Source organism: Streptomyces sp. B8-7 (assembly GCF_058833805.1).
Genome location: NZ_JBYRRL010000001.1, coordinates 1,277,034 through 1,302,469 on the forward strand (window position 1 = coordinate 1,277,034; position 25,436 = coordinate 1,302,469).

Annotated in this window: 22 protein-coding genes; 8 read left to right on the forward strand and 14 right to left on the reverse strand. The window is 75.4% G+C overall.

Annotated features, from left to right (window positions below; genetic code table 11):
• Positions 1-201 precede the first annotated feature (201 nt).
• The 5 genes from AC5K6T_RS05280 to AC5K6T_RS05300 all read right to left on the reverse strand — a co-directional run bounded on the left by AC5K6T_RS05280 (position 202) and on the right by AC5K6T_RS05300 (position 7,690).
• Positions 202-852, reverse strand: coding sequence for a GntR family transcriptional regulator (locus AC5K6T_RS05280; protein WP_493206069.1), 651 nt, complete (start codon positions 850-852; stop codon positions 202-204).
• A 293-nt stretch (positions 853-1,145) separates the two neighbouring features.
• Entirely contained in the window at positions 1,146-2,924 is a 1,779-nt protein-coding gene (gene sucB, locus AC5K6T_RS05285) for a 2-oxoglutarate dehydrogenase, E2 component, dihydrolipoamide succinyltransferase (protein WP_493206071.1), read from the reverse strand.
• Between the two features lie 58 nt (positions 2,925-2,982).
• Positions 2,983-4,371: a dihydrolipoyl dehydrogenase gene (gene lpdA / locus AC5K6T_RS05290; protein WP_493206072.1), complete on the reverse strand. Its 1,389-nt coding sequence runs from the start codon at positions 4,369-4,371 to the stop codon at positions 2,983-2,985.
• Between the two features lie 588 nt (positions 4,372-4,959).
• On the reverse strand, positions 4,960-6,483 hold the full coding sequence (locus AC5K6T_RS05295) for a leucyl aminopeptidase (protein WP_493206073.1): 1,524 nt from the start codon (positions 6,481-6,483) through the stop codon (positions 4,960-4,962).
• Positions 6,484-6,904: 421 nt separating this feature from the next.
• The gene (locus tag AC5K6T_RS05300) at positions 6,905-7,690 is read right to left on the reverse strand and encodes an adenosylcobinamide-GDP ribazoletransferase (protein ID WP_493206074.1); all 786 of its coding nucleotides are present in this window, start codon (positions 7,688-7,690) and stop codon (positions 6,905-6,907) included.
• 66 nt (positions 7,691-7,756) lie between these two features.
• Between AC5K6T_RS05300 and AC5K6T_RS05305 the strand changes: the two genes are divergently transcribed.
• Entirely contained in the window at positions 7,757-8,515 is a 759-nt protein-coding gene (locus AC5K6T_RS05305) for a hypothetical protein (protein WP_493206075.1), read from the forward strand.
• Here AC5K6T_RS05305 and AC5K6T_RS05310 read toward each other — a convergent pair.
• Both AC5K6T_RS05310 and cobT read right to left on the reverse strand, forming a co-directional pair.
• Positions 8,419-9,180, reverse strand: coding sequence for a hypothetical protein (locus tag AC5K6T_RS05310; protein WP_493206077.1), 762 nt, complete (start codon positions 9,178-9,180; stop codon positions 8,419-8,421). The two genes, AC5K6T_RS05305 and AC5K6T_RS05310, sit on opposite strands and share 97 nt — an antisense overlap.
• A 584-nt stretch (positions 9,181-9,764) precedes the next feature.
• A complete protein-coding gene (gene cobT / locus AC5K6T_RS05315) occupies positions 9,765-10,976 on the reverse strand; it encodes a nicotinate-nucleotide--dimethylbenzimidazole phosphoribosyltransferase (RefSeq protein WP_493206079.1) in 1,212 nt (403 codons plus the stop codon).
• 307 nt (positions 10,977-11,283) lie between these two features.
• Here cobT and AC5K6T_RS05320 point away from each other — a divergent pair, with 307 nt between their 5' ends.
• Positions 11,284-12,063, forward strand: a complete 780-nt coding sequence (locus tag AC5K6T_RS05320; protein ID WP_493206081.1) for a class I SAM-dependent methyltransferase — start codon at positions 11,284-11,286, stop codon at positions 12,061-12,063.
• A gap of 228 nt (positions 12,064-12,291) precedes the next feature.
• Here the strand turns inward: AC5K6T_RS05320 and AC5K6T_RS05325 are convergent, their stop codons facing one another.
• Positions 12,292-13,509, reverse strand: a complete 1,218-nt coding sequence (locus tag AC5K6T_RS05325) for a bifunctional adenosylcobinamide kinase/adenosylcobinamide-phosphate guanylyltransferase (RefSeq protein ID WP_493206083.1) — start codon at positions 13,507-13,509, stop codon at positions 12,292-12,294.
• 197 nt (positions 13,510-13,706) lie between these two features.
• Here AC5K6T_RS05325 and AC5K6T_RS05330 point away from each other — a divergent pair, with 197 nt between their 5' ends.
• On the forward strand, positions 13,707-13,952 hold the full coding sequence (locus AC5K6T_RS05330; protein WP_493206085.1) for a hypothetical protein: 246 nt from the start codon (positions 13,707-13,709) through the stop codon (positions 13,950-13,952).
• Positions 13,953-14,112: 160 nt separating this feature from the next.
• On the opposite strand, the gene AC5K6T_RS05335 is transcribed toward AC5K6T_RS05330, so the two are convergent.
• The 3 genes from AC5K6T_RS05335 to AC5K6T_RS05345 all read right to left on the reverse strand — a co-directional run bounded on the left by AC5K6T_RS05335 (position 14,113) and on the right by AC5K6T_RS05345 (position 16,798).
• Positions 14,113-15,219, reverse strand: coding sequence for a S1C family serine protease (locus AC5K6T_RS05335; RefSeq protein ID WP_493206086.1), 1,107 nt, complete (start codon positions 15,217-15,219; stop codon positions 14,113-14,115).
• 74 nt (positions 15,220-15,293) lie between these two features.
• Complete coding sequence (locus tag AC5K6T_RS05340) at positions 15,294-16,043, reverse strand: methyltransferase domain-containing protein (protein ID WP_493206088.1); 750 nt, start codon at positions 16,041-16,043, stop codon at positions 15,294-15,296.
• Positions 16,044-16,117: 74 nt separating this feature from the next.
• Complete coding sequence (locus AC5K6T_RS05345; protein WP_493207355.1) at positions 16,118-16,798, reverse strand: DUF3043 domain-containing protein; 681 nt, start codon at positions 16,796-16,798, stop codon at positions 16,118-16,120.
• Positions 16,799-17,041: 243 nt separating this feature from the next.
• Here AC5K6T_RS05345 and AC5K6T_RS05350 point away from each other — a divergent pair, with 243 nt between their 5' ends.
• The 4 genes from AC5K6T_RS05350 to AC5K6T_RS05365 all read left to right on the forward strand — a co-directional run bounded on the left by AC5K6T_RS05350 (position 17,042) and on the right by AC5K6T_RS05365 (position 20,655).
• Complete coding sequence (locus AC5K6T_RS05350; RefSeq protein ID WP_493207356.1) at positions 17,042-17,842, forward strand: PspA/IM30 family protein; 801 nt, start codon at positions 17,042-17,044, stop codon at positions 17,840-17,842.
• Positions 17,843-17,865: 23 nt separating this feature from the next.
• A complete protein-coding gene (pspAA, locus tag AC5K6T_RS05355) occupies positions 17,866-18,144 on the forward strand; it encodes a PspA-associated protein PspAA (RefSeq protein WP_493206090.1) in 279 nt (92 codons plus the stop codon).
• A gap of 622 nt (positions 18,145-18,766) precedes the next feature.
• Positions 18,767-19,981, forward strand: a complete 1,215-nt coding sequence (locus tag AC5K6T_RS05360; RefSeq protein ID WP_493206091.1) for a sensor histidine kinase — start codon at positions 18,767-18,769, stop codon at positions 19,979-19,981.
• Positions 19,978-20,655, forward strand: coding sequence for a response regulator (locus tag AC5K6T_RS05365; protein WP_493206093.1), 678 nt, complete (start codon positions 19,978-19,980; stop codon positions 20,653-20,655). Before AC5K6T_RS05360 ends, AC5K6T_RS05365 begins: the two co-directional genes overlap by 4 nt.
• Before the next feature lie 323 nt (positions 20,656-20,978).
• On the opposite strand, the gene nadA is transcribed toward AC5K6T_RS05365, so the two are convergent.
• Entirely contained in the window at positions 20,979-22,163 is a 1,185-nt protein-coding gene (gene nadA, locus AC5K6T_RS05370) for a quinolinate synthase NadA (protein ID WP_493206095.1), read from the reverse strand.
• A gap of 341 nt (positions 22,164-22,504) precedes the next feature.
• Between nadA and erpA the strand changes: the two genes are divergently transcribed.
• Positions 22,505-22,861, forward strand: a complete 357-nt coding sequence (gene erpA, locus AC5K6T_RS05375; RefSeq protein ID WP_130437147.1) for an iron-sulfur cluster insertion protein ErpA — start codon at positions 22,505-22,507, stop codon at positions 22,859-22,861.
• Positions 22,862-22,941: 80 nt separating this feature from the next.
• On the opposite strand, the gene AC5K6T_RS05380 is transcribed toward erpA, so the two are convergent.
• Together AC5K6T_RS05380 and AC5K6T_RS05385 are read right to left on the reverse strand one after the other, a co-directional pair.
• The gene (locus AC5K6T_RS05380) at positions 22,942-24,954 is read right to left on the reverse strand and encodes a hypothetical protein (protein WP_493206096.1); all 2,013 of its coding nucleotides are present in this window, start codon (positions 24,952-24,954) and stop codon (positions 22,942-22,944) included.
• Between the two features lie 179 nt (positions 24,955-25,133).
• Positions 25,134-25,346, reverse strand: a complete 213-nt coding sequence (locus AC5K6T_RS05385) for a hypothetical protein (RefSeq protein WP_493206098.1) — start codon at positions 25,344-25,346, stop codon at positions 25,134-25,136.
• Positions 25,347-25,436 lie beyond the last annotated feature (90 nt).

Consider the following 25,436-nt stretch of genomic DNA (forward strand, 5'->3'; position numbering starts at 1 on the left):
ACCGTACACGGCGGCGTCTGAGCGGGGCCCCGCTCGGGTGTACGGAGGGGCCGGTGCGGGGGCCCTGCACGGGCGCGCCGCCACGCGGGGGAACCGGTGCCCGCCCCGCCGCCGCTCGCTCCGGTGACCGGCGCCCGTCCGGCTGCGGCCCGTCCCGCCCGTCAGGTTGCCGCCCGCCCTGCCGCCCGTCCGATCGTCCGGCTACCGCCCGTCCGACGACCGCTCGCCCTCGTGCCGGGGCGCGCAGCCCAGTACGTGCGCCTTCACCAGCTCGGCGATGCGGGGGTCGCGCCGCCGGAACGCCTCGACCAGCTCCTGGTGCTCCTCGGCGTACGACTGCTGCACGGTACCGAGCCAGCGGATGGACAGGGCGGTGAACACCTCGATGCCCAGGCCCTCCCAGGTGTGCAGCAGCACCGAGTTCCCGGCGGCGCGCACCATCTCGCGGTGGAAGCCGACGGTGTGCCGCACCTGGGCGGTGCCGTCGGACTTGCTGTCGGCCTCGTAGAGCGCGGCGACGTGCGGTTCGAGAGCCGAGCAGTCCCGGGCGAGGCGTTCGGCCGCGAGCTCGGCGGCGATCGCCTCCAGACCGGCCCGCACGGGATAGCTCTCCTCCAGGTCGGCGGCGGTCAGGCTGCGCACCCGCACCCCCTTGTTGGGCGCGGACTCGATCAGCCGCAGCGACTCCAGCTCCCGCAGCGCCTCGCGCACGGGCGTCTGGCTGACCTCCAGCTCGGTGGCGATGCGCCGCTCCACGATCCGCTCACCCGGCTGCCAGCGCCCGCTGATGATGCCCTCCAGGATGTGCTCGCGGATCTGCTCGCGCAGCGAGTGGACGACGGGCGCGGTCATGAGGGCTCCTTAGGGAGGGGCCACGGCCCCCTGGGGCGTTCGACGTTTAGACAATAAGGCCGCAGGCCGCCGTCGTAGAGACGCACGGGGGAGCTTTCGCGCAGGTGAGACGAGACTTACACAGCTGTGTACACCCGGACCGCCACCCGGACGGCCACCCGGACCGCCACCCGGACGGCCACCCGGACCGCCACCCGGACGGCCATCCGGACGGCGATCCGGGCGGCCCGGCTCGCGACGCACGGCGCCCCCGCCCGGGGCTCCGGACGGGGGCGCCGTGCGTGCGCTGTGCCTTACAGGCCGAGCTCGACCTCGAACTCGCCCGCCTCCAGGATCGCCTTGACCGCGCTGAGGTAGCGCGCGGCGTCGGCGCCGTCCACCAGGCGGTGGTCGTAGGAGAGGGTCAGGTAGGTCATGTCGCGGATGCCGATGACCGTGCCCTCCTCCGTCTCGATCACGGCGGGGCGCTTGACCGTCGCGCCGATGCCGAGGATCGCGACCTGGCCCGGCGGCACGATGATCGTGTCGAACAGGGCGCCGCGCGAGCCGGTGTTGGAGATGGTGAAGGTCGCCCCGGCGAGCTCGTCCGGGGTGATCTTGTTGCCGCGGACCTTGCCCGCCAGGTCGGCGGTGGCCTTGGCGATGCCTGCGAGGTTGAGGTCGCCGGCGTTCTTGATGACCGGGGTCATCAGGCCCTTCTCGGAGTCCACCGCGATACCGACGTTCTCGGTGTCGAAGTAGGTGATGGTCCCCTCGGCCTCGTTGATGCGGGCGTTGACGGCCGGGTGGGCCTTCAGCGCCTGCGCGGCGGCCTTGACGAAGAACGGCATCGGGGAGAGCTTGACGCCCTCGCGGGCCGCGAAGGAGTCCTTCGCCTGGCCGCGCAGCTTCATCAGGCGCGTGACGTCGACCTCGACGACCGACGACAGCTGGGCCATCTCCTGCAGGGCCTTGACCATGTTGTCGCCGATGACCTTGCGGATGCGGGTCATCTTCACGGTCTGGCCGCGCAGCGGGGAGGCCTCCAGCGCGGGGGCCCTGCGGGCCGTGCCGGCGCCGGTTCCCGCAGCCGCGGCGGCCGGAGCGGGCGCCGGGGCGGCGGCCTTGGCGGCCTCGGCCGCGGCGAGCACGTCCTGCTTGCGGATACGGCCGCCGACGCCGGTGCCCTTGACGGCGCCCAGGTCGACGCCGTTCTCGGCGGCGAGCTTGCGCACCAGCGGGGTGACGTAGGCGCCCTCGTCGGACGGCTGCTCGGCGGGCGCCGGGGCGGCCGGTGCCTGGGCCGGGGCGGCCGGGGCGGCGGGTGCCGGAGCCGGGGCGGCCGGAGCCGGAGCCGGGGCGGCAGCGGCGGGCGCGGCAGGAGCCGGGGCCGCGGGGGCGGCCGGAGCGGCGGGTGCCGGGGCCGGGGCGGCCTGGGCGGGGGCCTCGGCCGGGGCCGCGGGGGCGGCGGCCGGGGCGGCACCCGGGGCGCCGATGACGGCCAGCTTGGCGCCGACCTCGGCGGTCTCGTCCTCGCCGACAGTGATCTCCAGCAGCACACCGGCGGCCGGGGCCGGGATCTCGGTGTCGACCTTGTCGGTGGAGACCTCGAGCAGCGGCTCGTCGGCCTCGACGGAGTCGCCCACGGCCTTCAGCCAGCGGGTGACGGTGCCCTCGGTGACGGACTCGCCCAGCGCGGGCAGGACCACGTCCGTGCCCTCGGCGCCACCGGCCGGAGCGGCGGGGGCGGCCGGAGCGGGAGCGGCGGGGGCCGCCTCGGCAGCGGGGGCCGGGGCGGGCTCGGCGGCCGGGGCCTCGGCGGCGGCCGGGGCCGGGGCGGCCGCGGGGGCGCCCGTGCCGTCGTCGATGACCGCCAGCTCGGCGCCCACCTCGACGGTCTCGTCCTCGGCGACCTTGATCGAGGCGAGGACGCCCGCGGCCGGGGCCGGGATCTCGGTGTCGACCTTGTCGGTGGAGACTTCGAGCAGCGGCTCGTCGGCCTCGACGCGCTCACCCTCGGCCTTCAGCCAGCGGGTGACAGTGCCCTCGGTGACGCTCTCGCCGAGCGCCGGAAGGGTTACGGAAACCGCCATGGTTTCGGTTGCTCCTTACGAATTGCGGAAGTCAGTGTCGTCGCGCCCGAGGGCCGGGTCAGTCGTGGGCGTGCAGCGGCTTGCCCGCCAGCGCCAGGTGGGCCTCGCCGAGCGCCTCGTTCTGCGTCGGGTGGGCGTGGACGAGCTGGGCGACCTCGGCCGGCAGCGCCTCCCAGTTGTAGATCAGCTGGGCCTCGCCGACCTGCTCGCCCATGCGGTCGCCGACCATGTGGACGCCGACCACGGCGCCGTCCTTGACCTGGACGAGCTTGATCTCGCCCGCGGTCTTCAGGATCTTGCTCTTGCCGTTGCCCGCCAGGTTGTACTTCAGCGCGACGACCTTGTCCGCACCGTAGATCTCCTTGGCCTTGGCCTCGGTGATGCCGACCGAGGCGACCTCCGGGTGGCAGTAGGTCACCCGCGGCACACCGTCGTAGTCGATCGGGACGGTCTTCAGACCGGCCAGCCGCTCCGCCACCAGGATGCCCTCGGCGAAGCCGACGTGCGCGAGCTGGAGCGTGGGCACCAGGTCGCCGACCGCCGAGACGGTCGGGACGTTGGTGCGCATGTACTCGTCGACGAGGACGTAGCCGCGGTCCATCGCGACGCCCTGCTCCTCGTACCCCAGGCCCTGCGAGACCGGGCCGCGGCCGACGGCCACCAGCAGCACCTCGGCCTCGAACTCCTTGCCGTCGGCGAGGGTGACCTTGACGCCGTCCTGCGTGTACTCGGCCTTCTCGAAGAAGGTGCCCAGGCTGAACTTGATCCCGCGCTTGCGGAAGGCGCGCTCCAGGAGCTTGGAGGAGTTCTCGTCCTCGACCGGCACCAGGTGCTTGAGGCCCTCGACGACGGTGACGTCGGCCCCGAAGGACTTCCAGGCCGAGGCGAATTCGACGCCGATGACACCGCCGCCCAGGATGATCGCGGACTTCGGCACGCGGTCCAGGACGAGGGCGTGGTCGGAGGAGATGATGCGGTTGCCGTCGATCTCCAGGCCCGGCAGCGACTTCGGCACGGAGCCGGTCGCCAGCAGGACGTGGCGGCCCTCGACGCGCCGGCCGTTCACGTCCACCGAGGTGGGGGAGGACAGCCGGCCCTCACCCTCGATGTAGGTCACCTTGCGGGAGGCGACGAGGCCCTGCAGGCCCTTGTACAGGCCCGAGACCACGTCGTCCTTGTACTTGTGGACCCCCGCGATGTCGATGCCCTCGAAGGTGGCCTTGACACCGAACTGCTCGCTCTCGCGTGCCTGGTCGGCGATCTCGCCCGCGTGCAGCAGGGCCTTGGTGGGGATACAGCCCCGGTGCAGGCAGGTGCCGCCGACCTTGTCCTTCTCGATCAGGGCGACGTCCAGGCCCAGCTGAGCCCCGCGCAGGGCCGCGGCGTACCCACCGCTGCCACCGCCGAGGATCACTAGGTCGAAAACGGTGCTGGCGTCGTTCGCCACGTCACGTCCTCCATGCATGTGCGCCACGCCGGTCTCCAGTGACCGGTCGGCGGCTGGTGTCCGGCCGCTCGTTCTTCGGCCCTTTGGTGGGGGCCCTGTCCTGCCGAGCCCCATCTTCGCACTTGTCCCGGCCGAACGAGACGCGGGGCCGTGGTGTGAGACGCCCCACGTGGCGCCGGCGCCGGCGCGGACGGCACCGCCGCGCGCCGCCGGGGGACGGCCCCGCTCCGACCGGCCGGGACGGGTACGTGCCCGTAGGGGCTAGTACGTCCCGATGCGGGACCCTTCGCCCGCGCGACGACCGGATCCGGCTGCCGGTGCCCGGTGCCCCGTGCCCGGTGCCCCGTGCTCCGTGCCCGGTGCTCCGTGCCCGGTGCTCCGGGACCGGGCACGGCGGGCTTCCCCGTACACCGCGGTACGCCCCCCCCGCGCAGGACCGGGGGACCGCCCCGGACCCTCGGACCCGGGTCCCCGACCGCCTTCGCCCACGGCCGGGGAAGGCGGGGGAGGGCCGGCCGCACGGCCGGGGGACGGCCGTCCGGCGGCGGGACCTCGCGCTACCCGCATGCGAGGTCCCGCCGGACGCCGTCAGCCCAGGTCGCCCGCGGCCGTCAGCTCGGCCAGCCGCACCAGCGTGCGCACCGCGGAACCGGTGCCGCCCTTCGGGGTGTACCCGAACGGGCCGCTCTCGTTGAACGCCGGACCGGCGATGTCCAGGTGCGCCCAGGTGATCCCCTCGCCCACGAACTCGCGCAGGAACAGGCCGGCCACCAGGCCGCCGCCCATCCGCTCGCCCATGTTGGCGATGTCGGCCACCGGCGACTCCATGCCCTTGCGCAGGTGCTCCGGCAGCGGCATCGGCCAGGACTCCTCGCCCGCCTCCGCGGCGGCCTCCACGATCGCCGTGCGGAACGCGTCGTCGTTGGCCATCACGCCGAAGGTGCGGTTGCCCAGCGCGAGCACCATCGCGCCGGTCAGCGTCGCCACGTCCACGATCGCGTCCGGCTTCTCCGCCGACGCCGCCCACAGCGCGTCGGCCAGCACCAGACGGCCCTCGGCGTCGGTGTTGAGCACCTCCACCGTCTTGCCGCTGTACATCCGCAGCACGTCACCCGGGCGGGTGGCGGAGCCCGACGGCATGTTCTCGGCGAGCGCCAGCCACGCCGTGACGTTCACCTCCAGGCCGAGCCGGGCCACCGCGACCACGGCCGCGAACACGGCGGCCGCGCCGCTCATGTCGCACTTCATCGTCTCGTTGTGGCCGGCCGGCTTCAGCGAGATGCCGCCCGAGTCGTAGGTGATGCCCTTGCCGACCAGGGCCAGGTGCTTCTTCGCCTTGGAGCTGGTGTACGACAGCTTCACCAGGCGCGGGGCGGACGCGGAGCCGGCGCCGACGCCGAGGATGCCGCCGTAGCCGCCCTTGGTGAGGGCCTTCTCGTCGAGCACCTGCACCTTGACGCCGTGCTCCTTGCCGGCCGCCGAGGCGACGGCGGCGAACGCCTCCGGGTTGAGGTCGTTCGGCGGGGTGTTGATCAGGTCGCGGGCCCGGTTGAGCTCCTCGGCGACCGCGGTGGCGCGCTCGACGGCGGCCTTGTGGGCCTTGTCGCGCGGCTTGGCCCCCAGCAGGGTGGCCTCGCCCAGCGGCGCCTTGCCGTTCTTGGCCCTGGCGGCGCCCTGCTCCTTGTAGGCGTCGAAGGAGTACGCGCCCAGCAGCGCGCCCTCCGCGATCGCGCCGGTGTCGCCGGCGTCCGCGAGCGGCAGGGCGAATCCGGCCTTCTTGCTGCCGGTCAGGGCGCGCGCGGCGACACCGGCCGCGCGGCGCAGCGCCTCGGGGCCGTAGCCGGCGCCCTTCTCCGGCTCGGCACCGAGGCCGACGGCCACCAGCAGGGGGCTCTTGAAGCCGGACGGGGCGGGCAGCTTGGTCACCTCGCCCTCGGCGCCGGAGGCGCCCAGGGTCTCCAGGACGCCGGCGAGCCTGCCGTCGTAGGCGTGGTCCACGGCCTCGGCACCCGGGGCGACGACGGGGCCCTTGGCGCCCTTGGCGACACCGATCACGAGCGCGTCGGCCCGCAGGGAGGGCGCCGCGGACGTGCTGAGAGTGAGAGCAGTCACGGTGGTGAAATCTCGCTTCCGATGTGAAGTTCCTGTGGCCGAACGGTGTGGGTCGGCCGGGCCCGGCAGCCGACCCTAAGGGGTGTCCCGCGTCTGCCCGCGGCCGGTGCCGCGCTCAGGTCCCGGACACCCCCTGGATCCGGGCCGGACCGGCGCCGGCGCCGGGTCCGCGGATCCGGCACGAGCTCAAGCCCCCGCCCGGGTGCGCACCGGTACGGCGCGCACCGGGGACGAGCCTACGCGCGTGGGTGAGGTCGCTCCTTCCTCCGGGCGTTCACCTGCCGGTGGCGTCGTGGTTTCCTGCCGATCCGTCTCCGGGTCCGCGCACCGGACGCGCGCGGCAGGGGACCCGTCCCGGCGGCGCCCGGCGCCGCCGCCCGCCCGGGGGGTGACCCGGGTGGCGGCCGGTGCGGGCGGCGGCTCAGCCCAGGCAGAGCACGAGCAGGCAGACCGTCGCCGCGGTCTCCGCGAGGGCGCCGAAGACGTCCCCGGTCACTCCGCCGAAGCGCCGTGTGCAGTGCCGCAGCAGCGCCTCCGCGGCGGCCAGCGCCAGCACCACGGCGGCCGCCGCCCGGACCGCTGCGGACACCCCGGACACCGCCCCCGCGACCGTCCCCGCCAGGACCGTGACCACGGCGGCGGCCCCCGCCGCCGCGCGGACCGGCACCACTCCGGCGACGGCCGCCCCCAGCCCCTCCGGCCGGGCCGGCAAGACGCCCGCCCGCGCCGCCGCCGTGAGCGCGAGCCGGGCCGTGACCGCGGCCAGCACGGCCGCCAGCGCGCCGCGCGCCGGGGAGCCGCCGTACAGCTGCGCCAGCGCCGCGACCTGGCCGAGCAGCAGGAACACCAGCGTGATCACCCCGAACGGCCCGATGTCCGACCGCTTCATGATCTGCAGCGCCTCGTCGGCGGGCCTGCCGCTGCCCAGCCCGTCCGCGGTGTCCGCGGCACCGTCCAGATGCAGCCCCCGGGTGAGCACGGCCGGCACCGCCACCGACGCCACGGCCGCCGTCGCCGGACCCGCCCCGAGCGCCAGCAGGGCCAGCCCCGTGAGCCCGGCCACCGGTCCGACGACCGCGCCGACCACCGGGGCGCACAGCATGCCGCCCCGGGCCGTCCCCCGGTCCCAGCGGTCGACGCGCACGGGCAGCACGGACAGGGTGCCGAAGGCGAAGCGGAGGCCGTGGAGGGCGGGTATCCGGAGCACCCCGGAAGGCTACGCGACGGCCTAACCCGACGAGCGGCCCCGCACGCCCCGGCGCAGACTGCCGACATGGGCGACTGGCTGGAACGCAACATCATCGAACCCGGCAAACTGCCGCTGCTGCTCGCCCTCTTCTCCTTCCTCGCCACCTTCCTGATCACCCGTCTGATCACCCGTCTCATCCGGGCCGGGCGGGGGCCGTTCGGCAACGTCAAGGCGGGCGGACTGCACATCCACCACGTCGTGCCCGGCGTCGTCCTCACCGTCGTCGGCGGGTTCGCCGCGGTCGCCGGCGGCACCCGGGGCTTCGGCTCGGGGTTTGCCGCGGTGGTCTTCGGCATCGGCGCGGGACTCGTCCTCGACGAGTTCGCGCTCATCCTCCACCTCGACGACGTCTACTGGACGGAGGCCGGGCGCAAGAGCGTGGAGGTCGTGGTGCTCACCGCCGCCCTGGTCGGCCTGATGCTGCTCGGCTTCTCGCCCTTCGGCGTGAACGGCCTGTCCGACGACGAACTCCAGAACCGCGGCACGGTCCTGCTGACCATCGCCGTGAACTTCCTGTTCGCCCTCGTGGCCCTCGCCAAGGGCAAGGCCCGCATGGCGATCATCGGCGTCGTCGTGCCCTTCGTCGCCCTCGTCGGCGCGCTCCGCCTGGCCCGCCCCTTCTCCCCGTGGGCCCGCCGCTTCTACTCCCGCCGTCCGCGCCTGCGGGCCCGCGCCCTGCTGCGCGCCTACCACCACGACCGGCGCTGGACGGGCCCCGCCCGCCGGCTCCAGGACCTCATCGGCGGCGCCCCCGACCCCGCGCAGCGCTCCGTCGCCCCCTGACCGGCCCGCCGGCGGCGGCCCCGCAGGGCGGCCGCCGCGTGCAGCAGCAGCACCCCGGCGATCGCCGCGAGGTGCTCCCGGCCCGCGAGGTTCGGCTCGACCAGCACCTCCACCACCATCGCCGCGGTCACCGCGCCCGCCGTGAGGCGCGCGCGATGGCGCAGCCCGGTCCAGACCGCGAGCCCCACCACCGCCGCGGACGGCCCGCTGTCGACGACCAGTGCGTCGGAGGCGGCCAGCCCGAACGGCAGACCGGGCCCGAGTGCGAGGCCGGCCCGCGCGTACAGGGTGCCCGCCAGGGTCGCCGCGCAGCCCACGGCCAGGGTGCGCGCCCGCCCCAGGGACAGCTCCGCCGTCCCGAACACCAGCAGGATCTGCGCGAGCGCGCCCCACACCGGCAGGTTCAGCGCGGGCACGAACAGCGACAGCGGGGTGCGCAGCAGGGCCAGCCACAGCGGATCGGCCGCCCGCACGGCACCGGCCTGCTGGACCGGCCCGTACCCCCAGGGCTGCTGGTGCACCGTGTGCAGCAGCACCGTCAGCGCCGCCGCGCCCAGCGTCATCCCCAGCGCCCGCCACCCCCGCTCCCGCAGCCGGCCCCGTACGGCGGCACCGAGCGGCCCCCACTCGGCGCGGGCGAGTCGGGCGGGCCAGGTCGTCCGCATATCTCCCCATATCTCCGCATATCTCCCCCTGCGGTGCGTCCGGAGCGGGCGGGCCGGCTCCGGACGCACGGGCCGGGACGTGGCCGGTGTGCGGCGAGGAGCCACGGCTCCGGGACGGGCCGACGGGCCGGTACCCGTGCCGTGACCGGGACGGCCACAGCTCCAGGGCGTCGGCGTGCTCCGGCGGCCCTGTCCGCAGCCGGGTCGGTCGACGAGCCGGGCGGCCCGCGCCACAGCCCCGGCACCGGTCCGGCGCCGAGGCCCACGCCACCCCCGTAGACCGACGGGCACACCGCGGGGTTCAGCGGCGTTCGCGTGACGTTCCTCTCCCGGACACCGCCCGGCACCTGGACGGCCCTCGACGGCCCGCGAGGGGCACCGCGGGCCGCCCGCGCCTGCGGGACGTGTGGTGGGGCGCGTCTCCGAACGCCGGGCTACGCCTCGCCGGACCCCGGCGTCCCGGCGCCGGCCCAGCCCGTGCCCGGCCCTCGCGTCCCCCGGCTCATGCCGATCCGCTCACCGCTCCCAGCCGGTCCGCGCGTTTCGCCGCCCGAGGCACCGCTCTCGGGCGCGCGCCGCCCGGTTCACTCGTCCCGCGGCTTCTCCTCGACCGGTCCGGGCTGCTCCGGGAGCCCGGCGTGCGCGCCGTCCGCGGCCGGCCCGGACAGGGGGGACGGCCCGGAGCCGTCCGGGAGTCCGGCCTGCCCACTCCGCTCCGTCCCCTCGGACGGCTCGGCCGCCTCGGTCCGCCCGGCCCGCTCGGGCAGCTCCGCGGCGAGCGCCGAGGCGGCCTGCACCAGCGGCAGCGCGAGCAGCGCCCCCGCGCCCTCGCCCACGGTGACGCCCTGGTCCAGCAGCGGCTCCAGGGCCATCCGGTCCAGCGCCTTCGCCTGCGCCGGCTCCCCGCTGAGCTGGCCCGCCAGCCACCAGTCGGGCGCCCGGAACGCGACCCGCTGCCCCACCAGTGCGCACGCCGCGCTCACCACGCCGTCCAGCACGACCGGCAGCTTGCGCACCGCGGCCTGGAGCAGGAAACCCGTCATGGCGGCGACGTCGGCCCCGCCGACCGCGGTCAGCAGTTCCACCTGCTCGCCCAGCACCGGGCGGGCCCGGCGCAGCGCGTCCCGGATCGCGGCGCACTTGCGCATCCAGGCCAGATCGTCGATCGCCAGCCCGCCGCGCCCGGTCACCACCGACGCGTCGGTGCCGCACAGCGCGGCCACCAGCACGCCCGCGACGGTCGTCCCGCCGACGCTCAGGTCCCCGAGCACCACGAGATCCGTCCCCGAGTCGGCCTCCTCGTCGGCGACCGCCATGCCGGCCCGGAGCGCCGCCTCCGTCTCCTCGGCGGTCATCGCGTCCTCGACGTCGATCCGCCCGCTGCCGCGCCGCACCCGGTGCCGTACGACGTCCGCGGGCAGCAGACCCGGGTCGCAGTCCAGGGCCATGTCCACGACCCGCACGGGCACGCCCAGCCGGCGCGCCAGCACCGCCACGGGGCGGCTGCCGTCCAGCACCTGGCGCACCAGCTCCACGGCGCTGCCCGCGCCACGCGCCGACACGCCCTGCGCGGCGATCCCGTGGTCGGCGGCGAAGAGCACCACCCGAGGCCGCTCGACCGGCCGCACCGGCACCGCGCCCTGCGCCGCGGCCAGCCACTCGGCGAGTTCGTCCAGGCGTCCCAGTGATCCGGGCGGCACGATCTGACGCTCCCTGCGGGCCTCCGCGTCGCGGCGCACCGCGCCGTCGGGTCGCTCGATCAGATCGGTGAAGTCGTCGAGATTCAGCGGGCTCATTCGCCGAACAGTACCGGCCTCGGTCGAACAGCAGGCCGCCACACCGCCGCCACACCGCCGCCACACCGCCGCCACACCGCCGCCGCACCGCCGGTGCCGCGCGGCGACAGCGGTGCGCGGCACGGCCGCACAGCGGGGCCGCAGCGGAGCCGCAGCGGAGCCGCAGCGGGGCCGCCGCAGGACCACAACGGCGCCACCACACCCCCGCCACGTCGTTGCACCCAAGATCGAGATCCCATACGTTCCGTTTTGCAGCGGATTGTCATACGCCTCTGTCCGCCGTCCCGGCCGTCCCTCGGAGTCGCCGATGTCCCCCACCCCCGCCGGTCCACGTCGCGACGACTGCCCCTGGTGCGGCTCCACCACCCTGCGCGCCCGCACCGGGCCCGGAGCCCAGGGCGTGGACGAGTGCGCCGCCTGCACCCACGTCTTCCTCAACCCCCGCCCCGCCCCGCGCACCCCCCGGGACACCGCCCGCCCCGACGGCGTGCGTGCCGCGGTGACCCGGCTGCGCCACCGCCTCGCAGCGCGCGCGATGCTTCCCTTCCCCGAGCCGGAGAGCTGGCTGGACGTCGGGACGGGGCCGGCCGACTTCCCCGAGACCGCTCGTGTCCTGTTCCCGTACACGGCGTTCGACGGCATCGACGCCACCCCCCGGGTCGAGCGCGCCCGAGCGGCCGGCCGGGTCGAGGAGGCACACGTCGGCACCCTCACCGCCCCCGGCGTTCTCACCCGGCTGCGCGCCCGCTACGACGTGGTCAGCATGCTCCACCACCTGGAGCACTCCGCGGACCCCCGTGCGGAACTGCGCGCCGCCCTCACCGCGCTGCGCCCCGGGGGCCACCTGCTGGTCGAGGCCACCTCACCGCACCGTCTGCCCCCGCCCCGGCACCCGCACCTGCTGCCCCCGGCCAACCTCGGCGCCGAACTGGAGGCGGAGGGCTGCACGCTCGTCTCACCCCCGGGCCCCGTCCTGCCGACCCGCGGCGGCCGCCTCTCCCGCACCTACCGCCTCATCGCCCGCACCCCTGCCGCCGGCCTCCACGTGAGCACCACCGGCAGCGCGACGGCGAGCCCGTCCGGGTGAACCCGCGCGGCGGGTGCCGGCCGCCCGGCCCGGGCGGTCGCCCCGCCCCGGAAGCGGCGGCACGCCACCACCGGGGAGCCCGGAGTCCCACGCCGGGTGAGGGGGACCCGGCCCAGGCCGCGGCGGACCCACGGCCGGCGGCGCCCCGCCCGCCGGACGGACCGCCCCGCACCGGGGGACGGGCCCACCCGCCCGCAGGGCGAGGCCACCCGGTCCGCCGGGCCGCACTCACCCGCGCAGCACCGAGGCCTGACCCGCCACCACCAGCAGCACCTGCTCGCACTCGGCCGCGAACGCCGCGTTCAGCCGGCCCAGTTCGTCCCGGTAGCGGCGTCCCGACGCGGTGGCCGGCACGATCCCCGAACCCACCTCGTTCGACACCGCGACGACCACCCGCCGCGTCCGGCGCACCGCCTCGGTGAGCTGCCGTACGCGCTCCCGCAGCGCCTGTTCACCGCCGCCCGCCCACTCCGCGTCGTCCCAGGCGTCCACCGAGTCCATCGCGTCGGTCAGCCACAGCGACAGACAGTCCACCAGCAGCGGCGGCCCCTCCTCGGTCAGCAGCGGCACCAGGTCGCAGGTCTCCACCGTCCGCCACGACCCCGGCCGCCGCTCCCGGTGCGCGGCCACCCGTCCGGCCCACTCCGTGTCGCCGCCCCGCGTTCCGCCCGTGGCCACGTACAGCACGTCGGGGAACGACTCCAGCCGCCGCTCCGCCTCCACCGACTTCCCCGAGCGCGCCCCGCCCAGCACCAGCGTCCGCCGCGGCACCTCGGGCACGTCGGCCGCCTCGCCGTAGGCCCCGGCGCGCAGCGTCGTCCCGTCCGGCACGGCCCGCACCCCCGCCGCCGCCAGCCGCCGCCGCAGTTCCGCCCCGGGCGGCACGTCATGGTCCACGTGCACGGCGACCACGTCGGTCGCCGCCCCCACCGCGCCGACCGCCCGCAGCCGGGCCAGCGCGTCCGGCCGCCCGGGCACGTCGGCCAGGACCAGGTGGTAGGGCTCGCCCGGGGCGCCGTTCTCCCCGAGCCCCGCCGGAGCCCCGCCCGGCGGCAGATACAGCAGGCGGTGCCCGTCCGGGCCGGTCACCGCATATCCGGTGCCCGGCGCGTCCATCGCCACCGCCCGGACCCGGTGCCCCGTCAGAAGCGCCAGCTCCCGGCCGTCCGGCACCCGGCCCGGCTGCGGCAGCCCGGCCGGCACCTCGACCGCCGGCCCGTCGTGCGGATGCGACAGCAGCACCTGCCGGACACCGGACAGGCTCCGCCCCGCCCGGGCCGCCGCGAACGCCACCCCCGGCGTCAGATCCAGCAGCAGCGCACCGTCGACCAGCACCGCGGTGGCGGCCCGCGGCTCACCCCGGGCCGCGGCCGCGCAGGCGGCGCAGGGACAGTCCGGGCGGGGGAGTCCGGCGGGAGCACCCGTACCGAGCAGAGTCAGTTCCACGCCCCGATTCTCGCCGTTCGCCCCTGCCCACGCCCGTCCGGGTACGCCCGGCGGCGACCGCGGCCTCTGCCCCGGCCGCCGGCACCCACCCCGCGCTGTGGGAGCCGCGGACCCGGCCCGGTGCGTGGATCTTCTTCTGGTGGCCCCCTCCCACCCCATAGGCTCGGTCCCTACGACGTAACGCGAGGGAGGCCTGCATGTCGACGTGGACGTGGCGGTTCGAGAAGACCGACGGGACGGAGGTCGAGCCCGCGGTGCAGCCCGAGGAGTTCACCACCCAGGGCGACGCGGAGTCCTGGATCGGCGAGGTCTGGAAGGATCTCCTGGCCGGCGGCGCGGACCAGGCCCGCCTGTTCGAGGACACCACCGAGATCTACGGCCCGATGAGCCTGCACGCCGAGGACACGGGCGGGGAGCCGGCCGGGGACACCGCCGAGGCCTGACGGACCGTGACGGACCGGGGCGGCCCCCGTTCACCGGCCGCCCCGCTCCGGGCCGGCCGAGCACCGGCCCGCCTCTCCCCGCCGGCCCGGAGCGCCGGCCCGGAGCGCCGGCCCCCTCCGCGCGTCGGGCGGGCCGCCGGGGTCCGGGCCGGGCGGGGTGTCACTGCTCGCCGAGGGTCACGTCCACGGTCCGCTCGACGCCCTGCCGCTCGTAGGTCACGGTGGTCTTCTCGCCGGGCGCGTCCTCGGCGAGCGCCTGGGCCAACGACGTCGCCGTGGTCACCGGGGTGCCGCCGAGCGCGGTGATGACATCCCCCGGCCGCAGCCCCGCCTCGGCGGCCGCACCGCCCGCCTCGACGTCCACCACGGCCGCGCCCGCCGCCCGGTAGTCGGAGTCGACGACCGTACGCACGGTGACGTCGAGCGCCGCGCGCCCGGAGTCCGTCACCCGGCCGCTGCGGATGATCTGGTCGGCGACCGTCCGCACCGTCGAGGCCGGGATCGCGAACCCGATGCCCGGTGCCGCGCTGTCCCCGAACCCCGGATCCGTGGCGGCCAGCGTGGGGATCCCGATGACCTCGCTGTCCAGGTTCACCAGCGCGCCGCCGCTGTTGCCGGGGTTGATCGCCGCGGACGTCTGCACCATGTTCGGGATGGTCGCCCCGACACCCCCGCCGTCGCGCCCCTCGCTCACCGTACGGCCCGTCGCCGACACGATGCCCTGGGTGACGCTGGACGACAGGCCCAGCGGCGAGCCCATCGCCAGCACGATCTGCCCCACCTCGACGCTCCGGGAGTCCCCGAAGACCGCCGCCCGCAGCCCGTCCGGCGGCTCCTCCAGCCGCACCACGGCCAGATCCTGTTCGGGGTAGGAGTACACGAGCCGGGCGGTCAGCGGCCGCTCGCTGTTCGCGGTCGTCACCGTGAAGGACCGCGACTCCCCGACGACGTGGGCGTTGGTGACGATATGTCCCTTGTCGTCGTAGACCACGCCCGAGCCCAGGTCGCTGCCCGCTCTGATCTGCACGACCGACGGCAGGACGTCCGCGATGACCTTCCGGTAGCCGTCCTCCAGGGCGCTGTCCGCCCTGGCAGCGGCCTGCGCGGTGCCCTGCTCCCGCGGGCCGGCCGAGTGTGCCGCGGCAGCCGTCGGCGGTCCGGGCGGTCCCGGGCCGTCCGAGCACCCGGTGGCCAGGACGAGTCCGCCGGACAGGACGGCGACGGCCGCGACCGCCCGCCGGGCGCCGCGCACGGGGAGAGGGCTCATGTCCCCGAGTCTCACCGCACGCCCGGTCCCGGGCCCGCCCGGCTGATCCGAACGTGGTCCGCCCCGGCGGGACGTCAGCCGCGCACCCCGCACAGGTGCAGCAGGGCCGCCACCGCCCGGTAGGGATCGGTGCGCCCGGCCCGCTCCTCGGCGGCCAGCAGCTGTCCGACGTCCGCGGGCAGCTCCGCGCCGTCGGGCACGGTGTCGGTGAAGACCCGCACGCCGTACCAGGTGTGCAGCGGTGTTCCGATGCCGGCCAGCGTCGCCGTGATGGTCCGCAGCCGGTCCGCCCGCACCTGCGGGCCCGGCCGCGCGGGCTGCTCCCCGTCCGCGTCCGCCCGGGCACGCGGCGGCGGCACCCCCGGGTCGACGGTGGAGTCGAACGAGGCCAGTGCCCCGGCCCAGTCGCCGGTCAGCCCCGGCCGCATGGCCAGCGCGTCCGCGTTCCGCACCAGCAGCGACAACAGCCCGCCGGGTGCCAGCACCCGCGCCAGCCCGGCGAGCAGCGCGTCCGGCGCCTCCACGTGCATCAGCACGCCGTGGCAGAGCACCACGTCGAAGGTTCCGGGCAGGAAGTGCACCCCGGTGTCCCGGCCGTCGCCCTCCACGATCCGCATCCGCTCCCGGATGCCCTCCGGCTCGGCGCGCAGCGCCTCACGGGCGGCGGCGACCATCGTGGCGTCCCGCTCGACCCCGGTGACCTGGTGCCCCGTCCGGGCCAGTCGCAGCGCCTGCGCGCCCCGGCCCATGCCGACGTCCAGCACCCTCAGCCGCCGGCCGACCGGGAACCGGCCGGCCATCTGCTCGTCGAGCTGCCTGGCCACCAGCTCCTGCCGGACGACCTCCCGCACGCCGCCCGCGGCGCCCAGCCGGGCGCCCCCGGGATGGGCAGCTGCGCTCAGGGCCGCTCTCCGCGCTTGACCTGTGGCTTGGGCAGCCGGAGGCGACGCATCTGCAGGCTTCGCATCAGGGCGTAGGCGATCGCGCCGCGCCGCTTCTCGTCCGGGAACCGCTCGGCCAGCAGCTTCCGCAGACGGAAACCGGTGGCGAAGGAGTCGAGCACGATCAGCACGATGACGACGAGCCACAGCAGCAGCGCCAGCGTCTGCACGTTCGGCACCCGCACCACGCTCAGCACCAGGATGAGCACGGCCATCGGCAGGAAGAACTCGGCGACGTTGAACCGGGAGTCGACGAAGTCGCGCGCGAAGCGGCGCACCGGCCCCTTGTCGCGCGCGGGGAGATAGCGTTCGTCACCCCCGGCCAGCGCCTTGCGCTGCCGCTCCAGGGCGGCACGCCGCTCCTCGCGCTGCCGCTTGGCGGCCTCCTTGCGCGTCGTCGGCGTACTGGCCACGCTGCGGCGCTGGGACTGGGCCTCACTGCGCTTGGGCGTCGGCCTGCCCTTCGGGGCCTGCGGGTCACGGGGCTGCTTGGAGTCGGCCGGCTGCGCCTGGTCGGCGACGGCGGCCTTCTCGTCCTTGGTGGCACGGCTACGGAACACAAAACCCAAGGGTACGGGGTAGTCGGGTGTGGACCCCAGCCCCGCGGGGAACGATCCGGCAACACCAGTCGTCCTCAGGGGGGACAGGCAGCACGCACAGGAGCCGCGGGTACCCGGGAGAGAGCACTCTCCTGAGACCCGGTTCCCACCGGGTTCTCGGGGGCCATCTACTCCTTGCGCCGGAGGCCGGAGCGGACGCAGTCGTCCTCGGGGATGACCGCATCAGCCCCGGAACAGTGCGTCAATGGAGGCAGGGCCCGTACTGTGGGTTCTGTCGCAGAGCTGGAGCTGGAGTCCGTCAGAAGGGGGCGCGCGAAGCCCATGAGCGGTGTCATGAAGCGGATGGGGATGCTCTTCCGCGCGAAGGCGAACAAGGCCCTGGACCGGGCCGAGGACCCGCGCGAGACCCTCGACTACTCGTACCAGAAACAGCTGGAGCTGCTCCAGAAGGTGCGCCGCGGTGTCGCCGACGTCGCGACCTCGCGCAAGCGGCTGGAACTCCAGCTCAACCAGCTGCAGCAGCAGTCGGGCAAGCTGGAGGACCAGGGCCGCAAGGCGCTCGCGCTGGGCCGCGAGGACCTGGCCCGTGAGGCGCTGTCGCGCCGGGCCGCCCTCCAGCAGCAGGTGACCGACCTGGAGACGCAGCACTCCACCCTCCAGGGCGAGGAGGAGAAGCTCACCCTGGCGGCGCAGCGCCTCCAGGCGAAGGTCGACGCCTTCCGCACCAAGAAGGAGACGATCAAGGCGACCTACACCGCCGCCCAGGCGCAGACCCGGATCGGGGAGGCCTTCACCGGCATCTCCGAGGAGATGGGCGACGTCGGGCTGGCGGTCCAGCGTGCCGAGGACAAGACGGCGCAGCTCCAGGCCCGCGCCGGTGCGATCGACGAGCTCCTCGCCTCCGGCGCCCTGGACGACCCGACCGGCGTCGCCAAGGACGACATCCAGGCCGAGCTGGACCGGCTGTCCGGTGGTACGGATGTAGAGCTGGAGCTTCAGCGGATGAAGGCGGAGCTGGCGGGCGGCACCACCGACCGGCAGGCCCTGGAGGGCGGCCAGCCCGGCTCGGAGTCCTCGCCCCAGCAGCAGCCGCAGGACACCCCGCGCTTCGACAAGCAGTAGCGGCCCACGCCGAGGGAGGCGACATGATCGTACGGATCATGGGGGAGGGGCAGGTGAAGCTGTCCGACAGCCATCTTGCCGAGCTCAACCAGCTGGACGACGAGCTCCTCAAGGAGCTCGAGTCGGGTGACGAGCAGGGTTTCCGGCGCACGTTCGGCAACCTCCTGGAGGCGGTCCGCCGCCTCGGCACCCCCCTGCCCGACGCCTCCCTCGCCCCCTCGGACCTCATCCTCCCCGCACCCGAGGCGACCATGGCCGATGTCCGGGCCCTGCTCCGCGACGACGGCCTGATCCCAGGCTGACCCCCCGGCACCCCGGTCCTCCGACGGCGTTCGGCGCCTCAGGGCCCCGCATCCCACCGCGCCCCGGTCCTTCGGGCGTTCGGCGGCTCACGGCCCCGCATCCCACCGCGCCCGGTCCTCCGACGGCGGTCAGCCGGGTACGGCGGGAGGGGACGTGGCGGGGGGTGCCCGCCCGCAGCGTCCGGCCGAAGCGCCCCGGGCCGACGGCTGACCCGCATGCCGGACCGAGGACGGACACCCCCCGCCGCGGCCCCGCCCCACGCTCCGGGGCCGCCCGTCCCCCGACGGCGGGCGGGCTGACCACGGTGCTCCGGGGCTGCCCGTCCCCCGACGGCGGACGAGTCGGCCACGGTGCTCCGGGGCTGCCCGTCCCCCGACGGCGGGCGGGCTGACCACGGCGCTCCGGGGCCGCCCGTCCCCCGACGGCGGGCGGGCTGACCACGGCGCTCCGGGGCCGCCCCGCCCACACCGGCCGGAGCCCCAGCGACGGCCGCTCCCACGATGCTCCCCTGCCCCGCTCCCGCCCCGGCCCCCGCCCCCACCCCGCCCGAGGCCCGCCCTCACCCCGCCCGAGGCCCGCCCCTGGACTCCACCCCGGCCGAGCCGGATACCGTAATCAGCCGTGACCTCCCTCGACCGAGCCCGGGCCCACATGAAGGCGCACCCGATGGCGCTGGACGCGACGCTCGCGGCCGGCGCACTCCTGTGCATGGTGGCCGGCTCCTTCGTCGACCCGCGGGCAGCCAACGCCGTGACCTGGGGCCTGCGCACCCCGGAACCCCTCAGCCTGCTGCTGATGGCACTCGCGGCGGCCGCACTCGTCCTCCGCAGCAGAGCCCCGATGCCCGTACTGGCCGTCACCGGCGGCCTCTCCCTGGTCGAGTGCGTGACCGGCGACCCCCGGGCACCCGTCGCCATGTCCGCCGTCATCGCGCTGTACACCGTCGCCGCGTCCACGGACCGCCACACCACCCTGCGGGCAGGCCTCCTCACCATGACCGTGCTGACCGGCGCGGCGATGCTCGCGGGCCCGCTGCCCTGGTACGCGCAGGAGAACCTCGGCATCTTCGCCTGGACGGGCATGGCCGCGGCGGGCGGAGACGCGGTCCGCAGCCGCAGAGCGGTGGTGGAGGCGATCCGGGAGCGCGCGGAGCGGGCCGAGCGGACCAGGGAGGAGGAGGCGCGCCGCAGGGTCGCCGAGGAACGCCTGCGGATCGCCCGCGACCTGCACGATGTGGTCGCCCACCACATCGCCCTGGTGAACGTGCAGGCCGGCGTCGCCGCCCATGTGATGGACCGACGCCCCGACCAGGCGAAGGAGGCGCTGGCCCACGTACGGGAGGCGAGCCGGTCGGCGCTGAACGAACTGCGGGCCACGGTGGGGCTGCTGCGGCAGTCCGGCGACCCGGAGGCACCCACGGAACCGGCCCCCGGACTGGACCGGCTGGAGGAACTCGTGGCGACCTTCCGGGCGGCGGGGATGCGGGTCGAGGTCGCCCGCGCGGACGAGGACACCCGGCTGCCCGCGGCGGTCGACCTCGCCGCGTACCGGATCATCCAGGAAGCGCTCACCAACGTGCAGAAGCACGGCGGGCAGACCGCGAAGGCCGAGGTCAGCGTGGTCCGGGTGGGGCCGAGCATCGAGGTCAGCGTGCTGGACGACGGCACCGGCGACCCCGCGCCCGGAGGCGGCGGACACGGACTGCTCGGCATGCGGGAACGCGTCACCGCCGTCCGCGGCACCCTCACCACCGGTCCCCGCTTCGGAGGCGGCTTCCGGGTGCATGCCATCCTGCCGCTGAGGACCCGCACCGGCCCGGAAGGGGACCGGGCATGACGATCCGCGTGCTGCTCGCCGACGACCAGGCGCTGCTGCGCAGCGCGTTCCGGGTGCTGGTCGACTCGGAGCCGGACATGGAGGTCGTCGGGGAGGCCTCGGACGGCGCGGAGGCGGTACGGCTGGCCGGGGAACGGGAGGCCGACGTGGTCCTGATGGACATCCGGATGCCGGGCACGGACGGCCTCGCCGCCACCCGCATGATCAGCGCCGACCCCGGGCTCGCGGCGGTCCGGGTCGTCATCCTGACCACGTTCGAGGTCGACGACTACGTGGTGCGGTCGCTGCGCGCGGGCGCGTCGGGTTTCCTCGGCAAGGGCTCCGAACCGGAGGAGCTGCTGAACGCGATCCGGGTGGCGGCCGCCGGGGACGCGCTGCTGTCGCCGGCGGCCACCCGGGGGCTGATCGCCCGGTTCCTGGCGCAGGGCGACGGCGACGAGGACGATCCGGGCCGCACGTCCCGGCTGGGCGCGCTCACCGTGCGGGAGCGGGAGGTGCTCGTGCAGGTCGCCGGCGGGCACTCCAACGACGAGATCGCCGAGCGGCTCACGGTGAGCCCGCTGACCGTGAAGACCCACGTCAACCGGGCGATGGCCAAGCTGGGCGCCCGCGACCGGGCCCAGCTGGTGGTGATCGCGTACGAGTCGGGCCTGGTCCGCCCGAGGACGGAGTGAGCCGGGCGGCGCCCGTGGCACCCGCGGCGCGCCGGAGCGGTCCGCGGACCCGGCGGTCCGGGACCGGGACGGCGGCAGGGCCGGCGCGCCCCCGGGCGGCCGCGGAGCCGGAGCAGCGGGCGGCACCCGCGGAGGGGGACGGCGCGCGGACGCCGGAGGGCCGGGTCCCGGACCCTGTGGTCCGGGACCCGGCCCTCCCGTCTGCGCGGGGCTCCGTGCCCCGGCAGGAGCGGGACCCGGGGCCCCGCGTCCCGCTCCTGCCGGGGCACGCTCCGTGGCACCCGCCGGCGGCATCTGCCGCCGGCCCCGGCGCCGACGGCGGGCTACGGCAGGGCCAGCATCCGCTCCAGGGCGAGCTTCGCGAACGCCTCGGTCTCCCGGTCGACCTCGATCCGGTTCACCAGCGTGCCCTCGGCCAGTGACTCCAGTGCCCACACCAGGTGCGGGAGGTCGATGCGGTTCATGGTGGAGCAGAAGCAGACCGTGCGGTCGAGGAACACGATCTCCTTGCCCTCGGGTGCGAAACGATTCGCCAGACGGCGGACCAGGTTCAGCTCCGTGCCGATCGCCCACTTCGAGCCGGCCGGGGCCGCCTCCAGCGCCTTGATGATGTACTCGGTCGAGCCGACGTGGTCCGCCGCGGCCACGACCTCGTGCCGGCACTCGGGGTGGACCAGCACGTTCACCCCGGGGATCCGGGCGCGCACGTCCTCGACCGACTCCAGGCTGAAGCGGCCGTGCACCGAGCAGTGGCCCCGCCACAGGATCATCTTCGCCGCGCGCAGCTCGTCCGCGCTCAGGCCGCCGTTCGGCTTGTGCGGGTTGTAGACCACACAGTCCTCCAGCGACATGCCCATGTCGCGGACCGCGGTGTTGCGGCCGAGGTGCTGGTCCGGCAGGAACAGCACCTTCTCGCCCTGCTCGAAGGCCCAGTCCAGGGCGCGCCGGGCGTTGGAGGAGGTGCAGATCGTGCCGCCGTGCTTGCCGGTGAAGGCCTTGATGTCGGCCGAGGAGTTCATGTACGACACCGGCACGACCTGCTCGGCCACGCCGGCCTCGGTGAGCACGTCCCAGCACTCGGCGACCTGCTCGGCCGTCGCCATGTCGGCCATCGAGCAGCCCGCCGCCAGGTCCGGCAGCACGACCTTCTGGTCGTCGGAGGTGAGGATGTCCGCCGACTCGGCCATGAAGTGCACGCCGCAGAACACGATGTACTCGGCCTCGGGGCGGGCGGCCGCGTCCCGGGCCAGCTTGAAGGAGTCGCCCGTGACGTCGGCGAACTGGATGACCTCGTCGCGCTGGTAGTGGTGGCCGAGGACGAAGACCTTGTCGCCGAGCTTCTCCTTGGCCGCGCGGGCCCGCTCGACCAGGTCCGGATCGGACGGCGAGGGGAGGTCGCCGGGGCACTCCACGCCGCGCTCGCTCCGCGGGTCGGCCTCGCGGCCGAGCAGGAGCAGGGCGAGGGGCGTCGGCTGTACGTCGAGCTCCTGGGTCTGGGCGGTGGTCACGACACGCACCCTTTCTGTTCTGCGGCTCGCCGCCCGGGAGCACCGGGCCGGCGGGTCATGCGGGACGAACTCTTCGACCTTCTCGTCGAAATGACGCTATCTATGATAACCGCTTCACGTCAGTTTGACGATGGCCATAGTGTCGATGTGACGTGAATCCCGCCCGGCGCCCGGGCCGCGCCCGCCGCGCCCCGGCCGGACGTTTTCCGCTCCCGGGCCGGTGTGCGAGCATGAAACAGACCGGCCCGCGAGGGAAACCGGGGACCGGCCGGAATGAAACAGCGGTCCCGCCGGTTGCAACCGTCGGCAAGCAGTCTCCGTACAACGTGGGAGAGATGTAGATGTCCGTATCGGACGAGACCAGCACCGTCACCGACGGCATCATCCTGACCGACGCCGCCGCGTCCAAGGTCAAGGCCCTGCTCGACCAGGAAGGCCGGGACGACCTCGCCCTGCGCGTCGCCGTCCAGCCCGGCGGCTGCTCCGGCCTGCGCTACCAGCTCTTCTTCGACGAGCGCTCGCTCGACGGCGACGTGGAGAAGGACTTCGACGGCGTGAAGGTCGTCACGGACCGCATGAGTGCCCCGTACCTGGGCGGCGCCACCATCGACTTCGTGGACACGATCGAGAAGCAGGGCTTCACGATCGACAACCCGAACGCGACCGGCTCCTGCGCCTGCGGCGACTCCTTCAGCTGACCCGCGGCCCGGCACCCCGTCACGGCGGCGGCCCCCGGTTCAGGGGGCCGCCGCCGTCGCCGTACCCGGCGCGGCACGCCCTACGGCAGCTGCGCCCCCGGCTTCTCCAGCGGGATACCGCGACGGTCGGGGCCGACCACCTTGCGGTCGCCCAGCGGCTCGTCCAGCTGCACGGTCCGGTGGAAGACCTTGGCGATCAGGATGCACACCCTGTCCGGCCACGGCGTCTCGGTCACCGTCACCGTCACCTCGTCCGCGCTCTCCACGGCGGACACCTCGTAGTCCGCGCACACCCCGCCGGTGAAGCGCACCGTCAGCTCCCGGCCCTCCGCCGTGTACGCCTCCACCGTCACGTCCTTCGTGCTCGGCGCCGCGGTCGGCCCGTCCGGGTCGGCCGGGCCGGACGGCCGCGGGCTCGGCGGCGCGGTCGGCTCCCCGGGCGGCGGCACCGCCGACGGGCCCGGCGCGGCCAGGAAGCGCGGCTCCACCGCCGGATGCGTCACCGTGAACGAGTCCTGCGCACCCGGCGCCCGCACCTCGAACAGCCAGGACGGCACCAGCGTCTGCCGCCCGTCCTCGTAGTGCGAGGAGAGCCCGAACACCGCGCCGCGCACATCGATCCGCTGCGCCGGCGCCGGGTCCGGCTCGCACGGGGCGACCGGCTCGGTGCCGTCGTCCAGCGGCACCGGGCTCGCACATCCGCCGATGCCCGAGCCCTTCCCGTCCGAGACCTGGCCCGCGTTCATCTGCTCCAGCGTCTCCCGCGCCCCCAGCACCGGGTACGTGTCGCCCTCGACCGGCGCCTTGAGCTGCCCGCTGCCCGCGACGACCTCGCCGTCCACCCCGACCGTGAGCCCGGTCATCCAGCCGTAGGTCGGCAGGCCCCCGACCACCGGGTCGGCGTTCACCACCCGCTGCGCGCCCATGACCTGGCTCGCGTCGATCTTCGCGTCGTCCTGGCCGACCGCCTTCAGCACGGGAGCGGCCGCCCGCTTCGCGGCCTCCTCCCCGACCGGGTCGGCGGTGGCGCCGGCGGGCGAGGCGTCCGGGCCGGCGCCCTGGGAGACGGGATCTCCGGCCGATCCGGCGTCCGGGCCGGTCGTAGCGGCCGGTCCCGGCTGCGGACACCCGGCCGGGCCCTTGCAGTCGTCCGAGCCGGGCGCGTACCGCTGGAAGCTCCAGGTGCCCGGCGCCCGGACGTTCACCCTGAGACTCGGACCGAACGCGTCCTGCCCGCCCACCCGCCAGGAGCCGCCCTGGAGCTGGGGGGTGCCGTCCACGCCGAGGGCCGCCGCCAGCCGGGCCACGGCGTCCCTGCCCACCTCGCCCTTCGCCCGGTACACGGGCGCCGAGTCCGGGCCGTCGGGCAGGGGGACCGTGGCCTCGTACCGTGCGCCGTACGGGTTCGGCTCGCCGGGCGCGATCCCCGTGCCCTCGGACCTCTCGGACGGGCCGTCCAGGGACAGCGGCGGGGGAGTGCCGTCGTCGCCGGGCGTACCGGAGGAGGCGCTGCCGGCCGGACGGCCGCCGGCGGACGCGGTCAGATAGGCGCCGCCGCCCGCGACGAGCAGGACCGTCGCCACCACCGACGCCACGACGACCGGCGTGCGCCGCCGGCCGCCCTCGGAGGCGTGGTCCGCCGGGCGCGGAATGTCACCCGCCGCCCCGGCCCCGGCGACGGCCTCCGCCGCCCCGGCCCCGGCGACGGCCTCCGCCGCCCCGGCGCCCTCCGCCGCCCCGGCGCCCTCCGCCGCCCCGGCGCCCTCCGCCGCAACCGGTTCCACGGCCGGGGTGCTCCCAGCAGCCCCAATGCTCTCGGTGCTCTCGGTGGTCCCGGTGTCCCGAGTGCCCTCGGTGGTCCCGGTGCCCTCGGCGTTCTCAGTGTTCTCAGTGTTCTCAGTGTTCGCGGTGTTCGCGGTGCTCTCGGTGTTCTCGGTGTTCGCGGTGTTCGCGGTGCTCTCGGTGTTCTCGGTGTTCGCGGTGTTCGCGGTGCTCTCGGTGTTCTCGGTGTTCGCGGCCGTCGCGGGCGCGTCCGGGGTGGGGTGGTCGTGGTCGGGGCCGCGATCGGGGGTGTCGGGTCGCTCGCTGCTCACCGCATCGCTCCTGCCGCTGGAGGGTCGTGTCCGCCGTCCCCCCGTCGGGGGACGGCGATGAGACGCAGCGGGGGAGCGCGCGGTTCCCTCGGACGCGCCGGCTGCGCCGTCCGGGTGAGCGGGCGACACACCCGGCCGGACGGCGGGGCGGCCGGACGGCGGGACGGCGGGACGGTGGCTCAGTCCCCGTAGTCCGACATCGCGTCCAGCAGCCGTGCGGACGCCGGGGGCACGGACACGCCGTGGATGCTGGACGGAAGCACCGGACGGGCCGCGTCCCGGCGCGGGGCGGCCCAGTGCGGGGCCATCCGGGCGCAGTCGCCGCGCAGTGACGCCAGGTCGCCGTCCAGCTCGGCGGACGAGGGGACGACGGGAGCCTCAGGGTTCGTCATGACCGCACCGTAGGCACGTTCACACCCACGAAGAAAGATCTACTATCGGGTAGTTTTGTCACCTTCAAGGCCACGCGGTCCAGCGGGTAG

What these genes read in the sequence shown, in the direction of transcription:
- AC5K6T_RS05280 (WP_493206069.1), bottom strand. Translation starts at nt 852, where the DNA reads ATGACCGCGCCCGTCGTCCACTCGCTGCGCGAGCAGATCCGCGAGCAC.
- sucB (WP_493206071.1), bottom strand. Translation starts at nt 2,924, where the DNA reads ATGGCGGTTTCCGTAACCCTTCCGGCGCTCGGCGAGAGCGTCACCGAG.
- AC5K6T_RS05305 (WP_493206075.1), top strand. Translation starts at nt 7,757, where the DNA reads ATGGGCGACTGGCTGGAACGCAACATCATCGAACCCGGCAAACTGCCG.
- AC5K6T_RS05310 (WP_493206077.1), bottom strand. Translation starts at nt 9,180, where the DNA reads ATGCGGACGACCTGGCCCGCCCGACTCGCCCGCGCCGAGTGGGGGCCG.
- cobT (WP_493206079.1), bottom strand. Translation starts at nt 10,976, where the DNA reads ATGAGCCCGCTGAATCTCGACGACTTCACCGATCTGATCGAGCGACCC.
- AC5K6T_RS05320 (WP_493206081.1), top strand. Translation starts at nt 11,284, where the DNA reads ATGTCCCCCACCCCCGCCGGTCCACGTCGCGACGACTGCCCCTGGTGC.
- AC5K6T_RS05330 (WP_493206085.1), top strand. Translation starts at nt 13,707, where the DNA reads ATGTCGACGTGGACGTGGCGGTTCGAGAAGACCGACGGGACGGAGGTC.
- AC5K6T_RS05335 (WP_493206086.1), bottom strand. Translation starts at nt 15,219, where the DNA reads ATGAGCCCTCTCCCCGTGCGCGGCGCCCGGCGGGCGGTCGCGGCCGTC.
- AC5K6T_RS05350 (WP_493207356.1), top strand. Translation starts at nt 17,042, where the DNA reads ATGAGCGGTGTCATGAAGCGGATGGGGATGCTCTTCCGCGCGAAGGCG.
- pspAA (WP_493206090.1), top strand. Translation starts at nt 17,866, where the DNA reads ATGATCGTACGGATCATGGGGGAGGGGCAGGTGAAGCTGTCCGACAGC.
- AC5K6T_RS05365 (WP_493206093.1), top strand. Translation starts at nt 19,978, where the DNA reads ATGACGATCCGCGTGCTGCTCGCCGACGACCAGGCGCTGCTGCGCAGC.
- erpA (WP_130437147.1), top strand. Translation starts at nt 22,505, where the DNA reads ATGTCCGTATCGGACGAGACCAGCACCGTCACCGACGGCATCATCCTG.
- AC5K6T_RS05385 (WP_493206098.1), bottom strand. Translation starts at nt 25,346, where the DNA reads ATGACGAACCCTGAGGCTCCCGTCGTCCCCTCGTCCGCCGAGCTGGAC.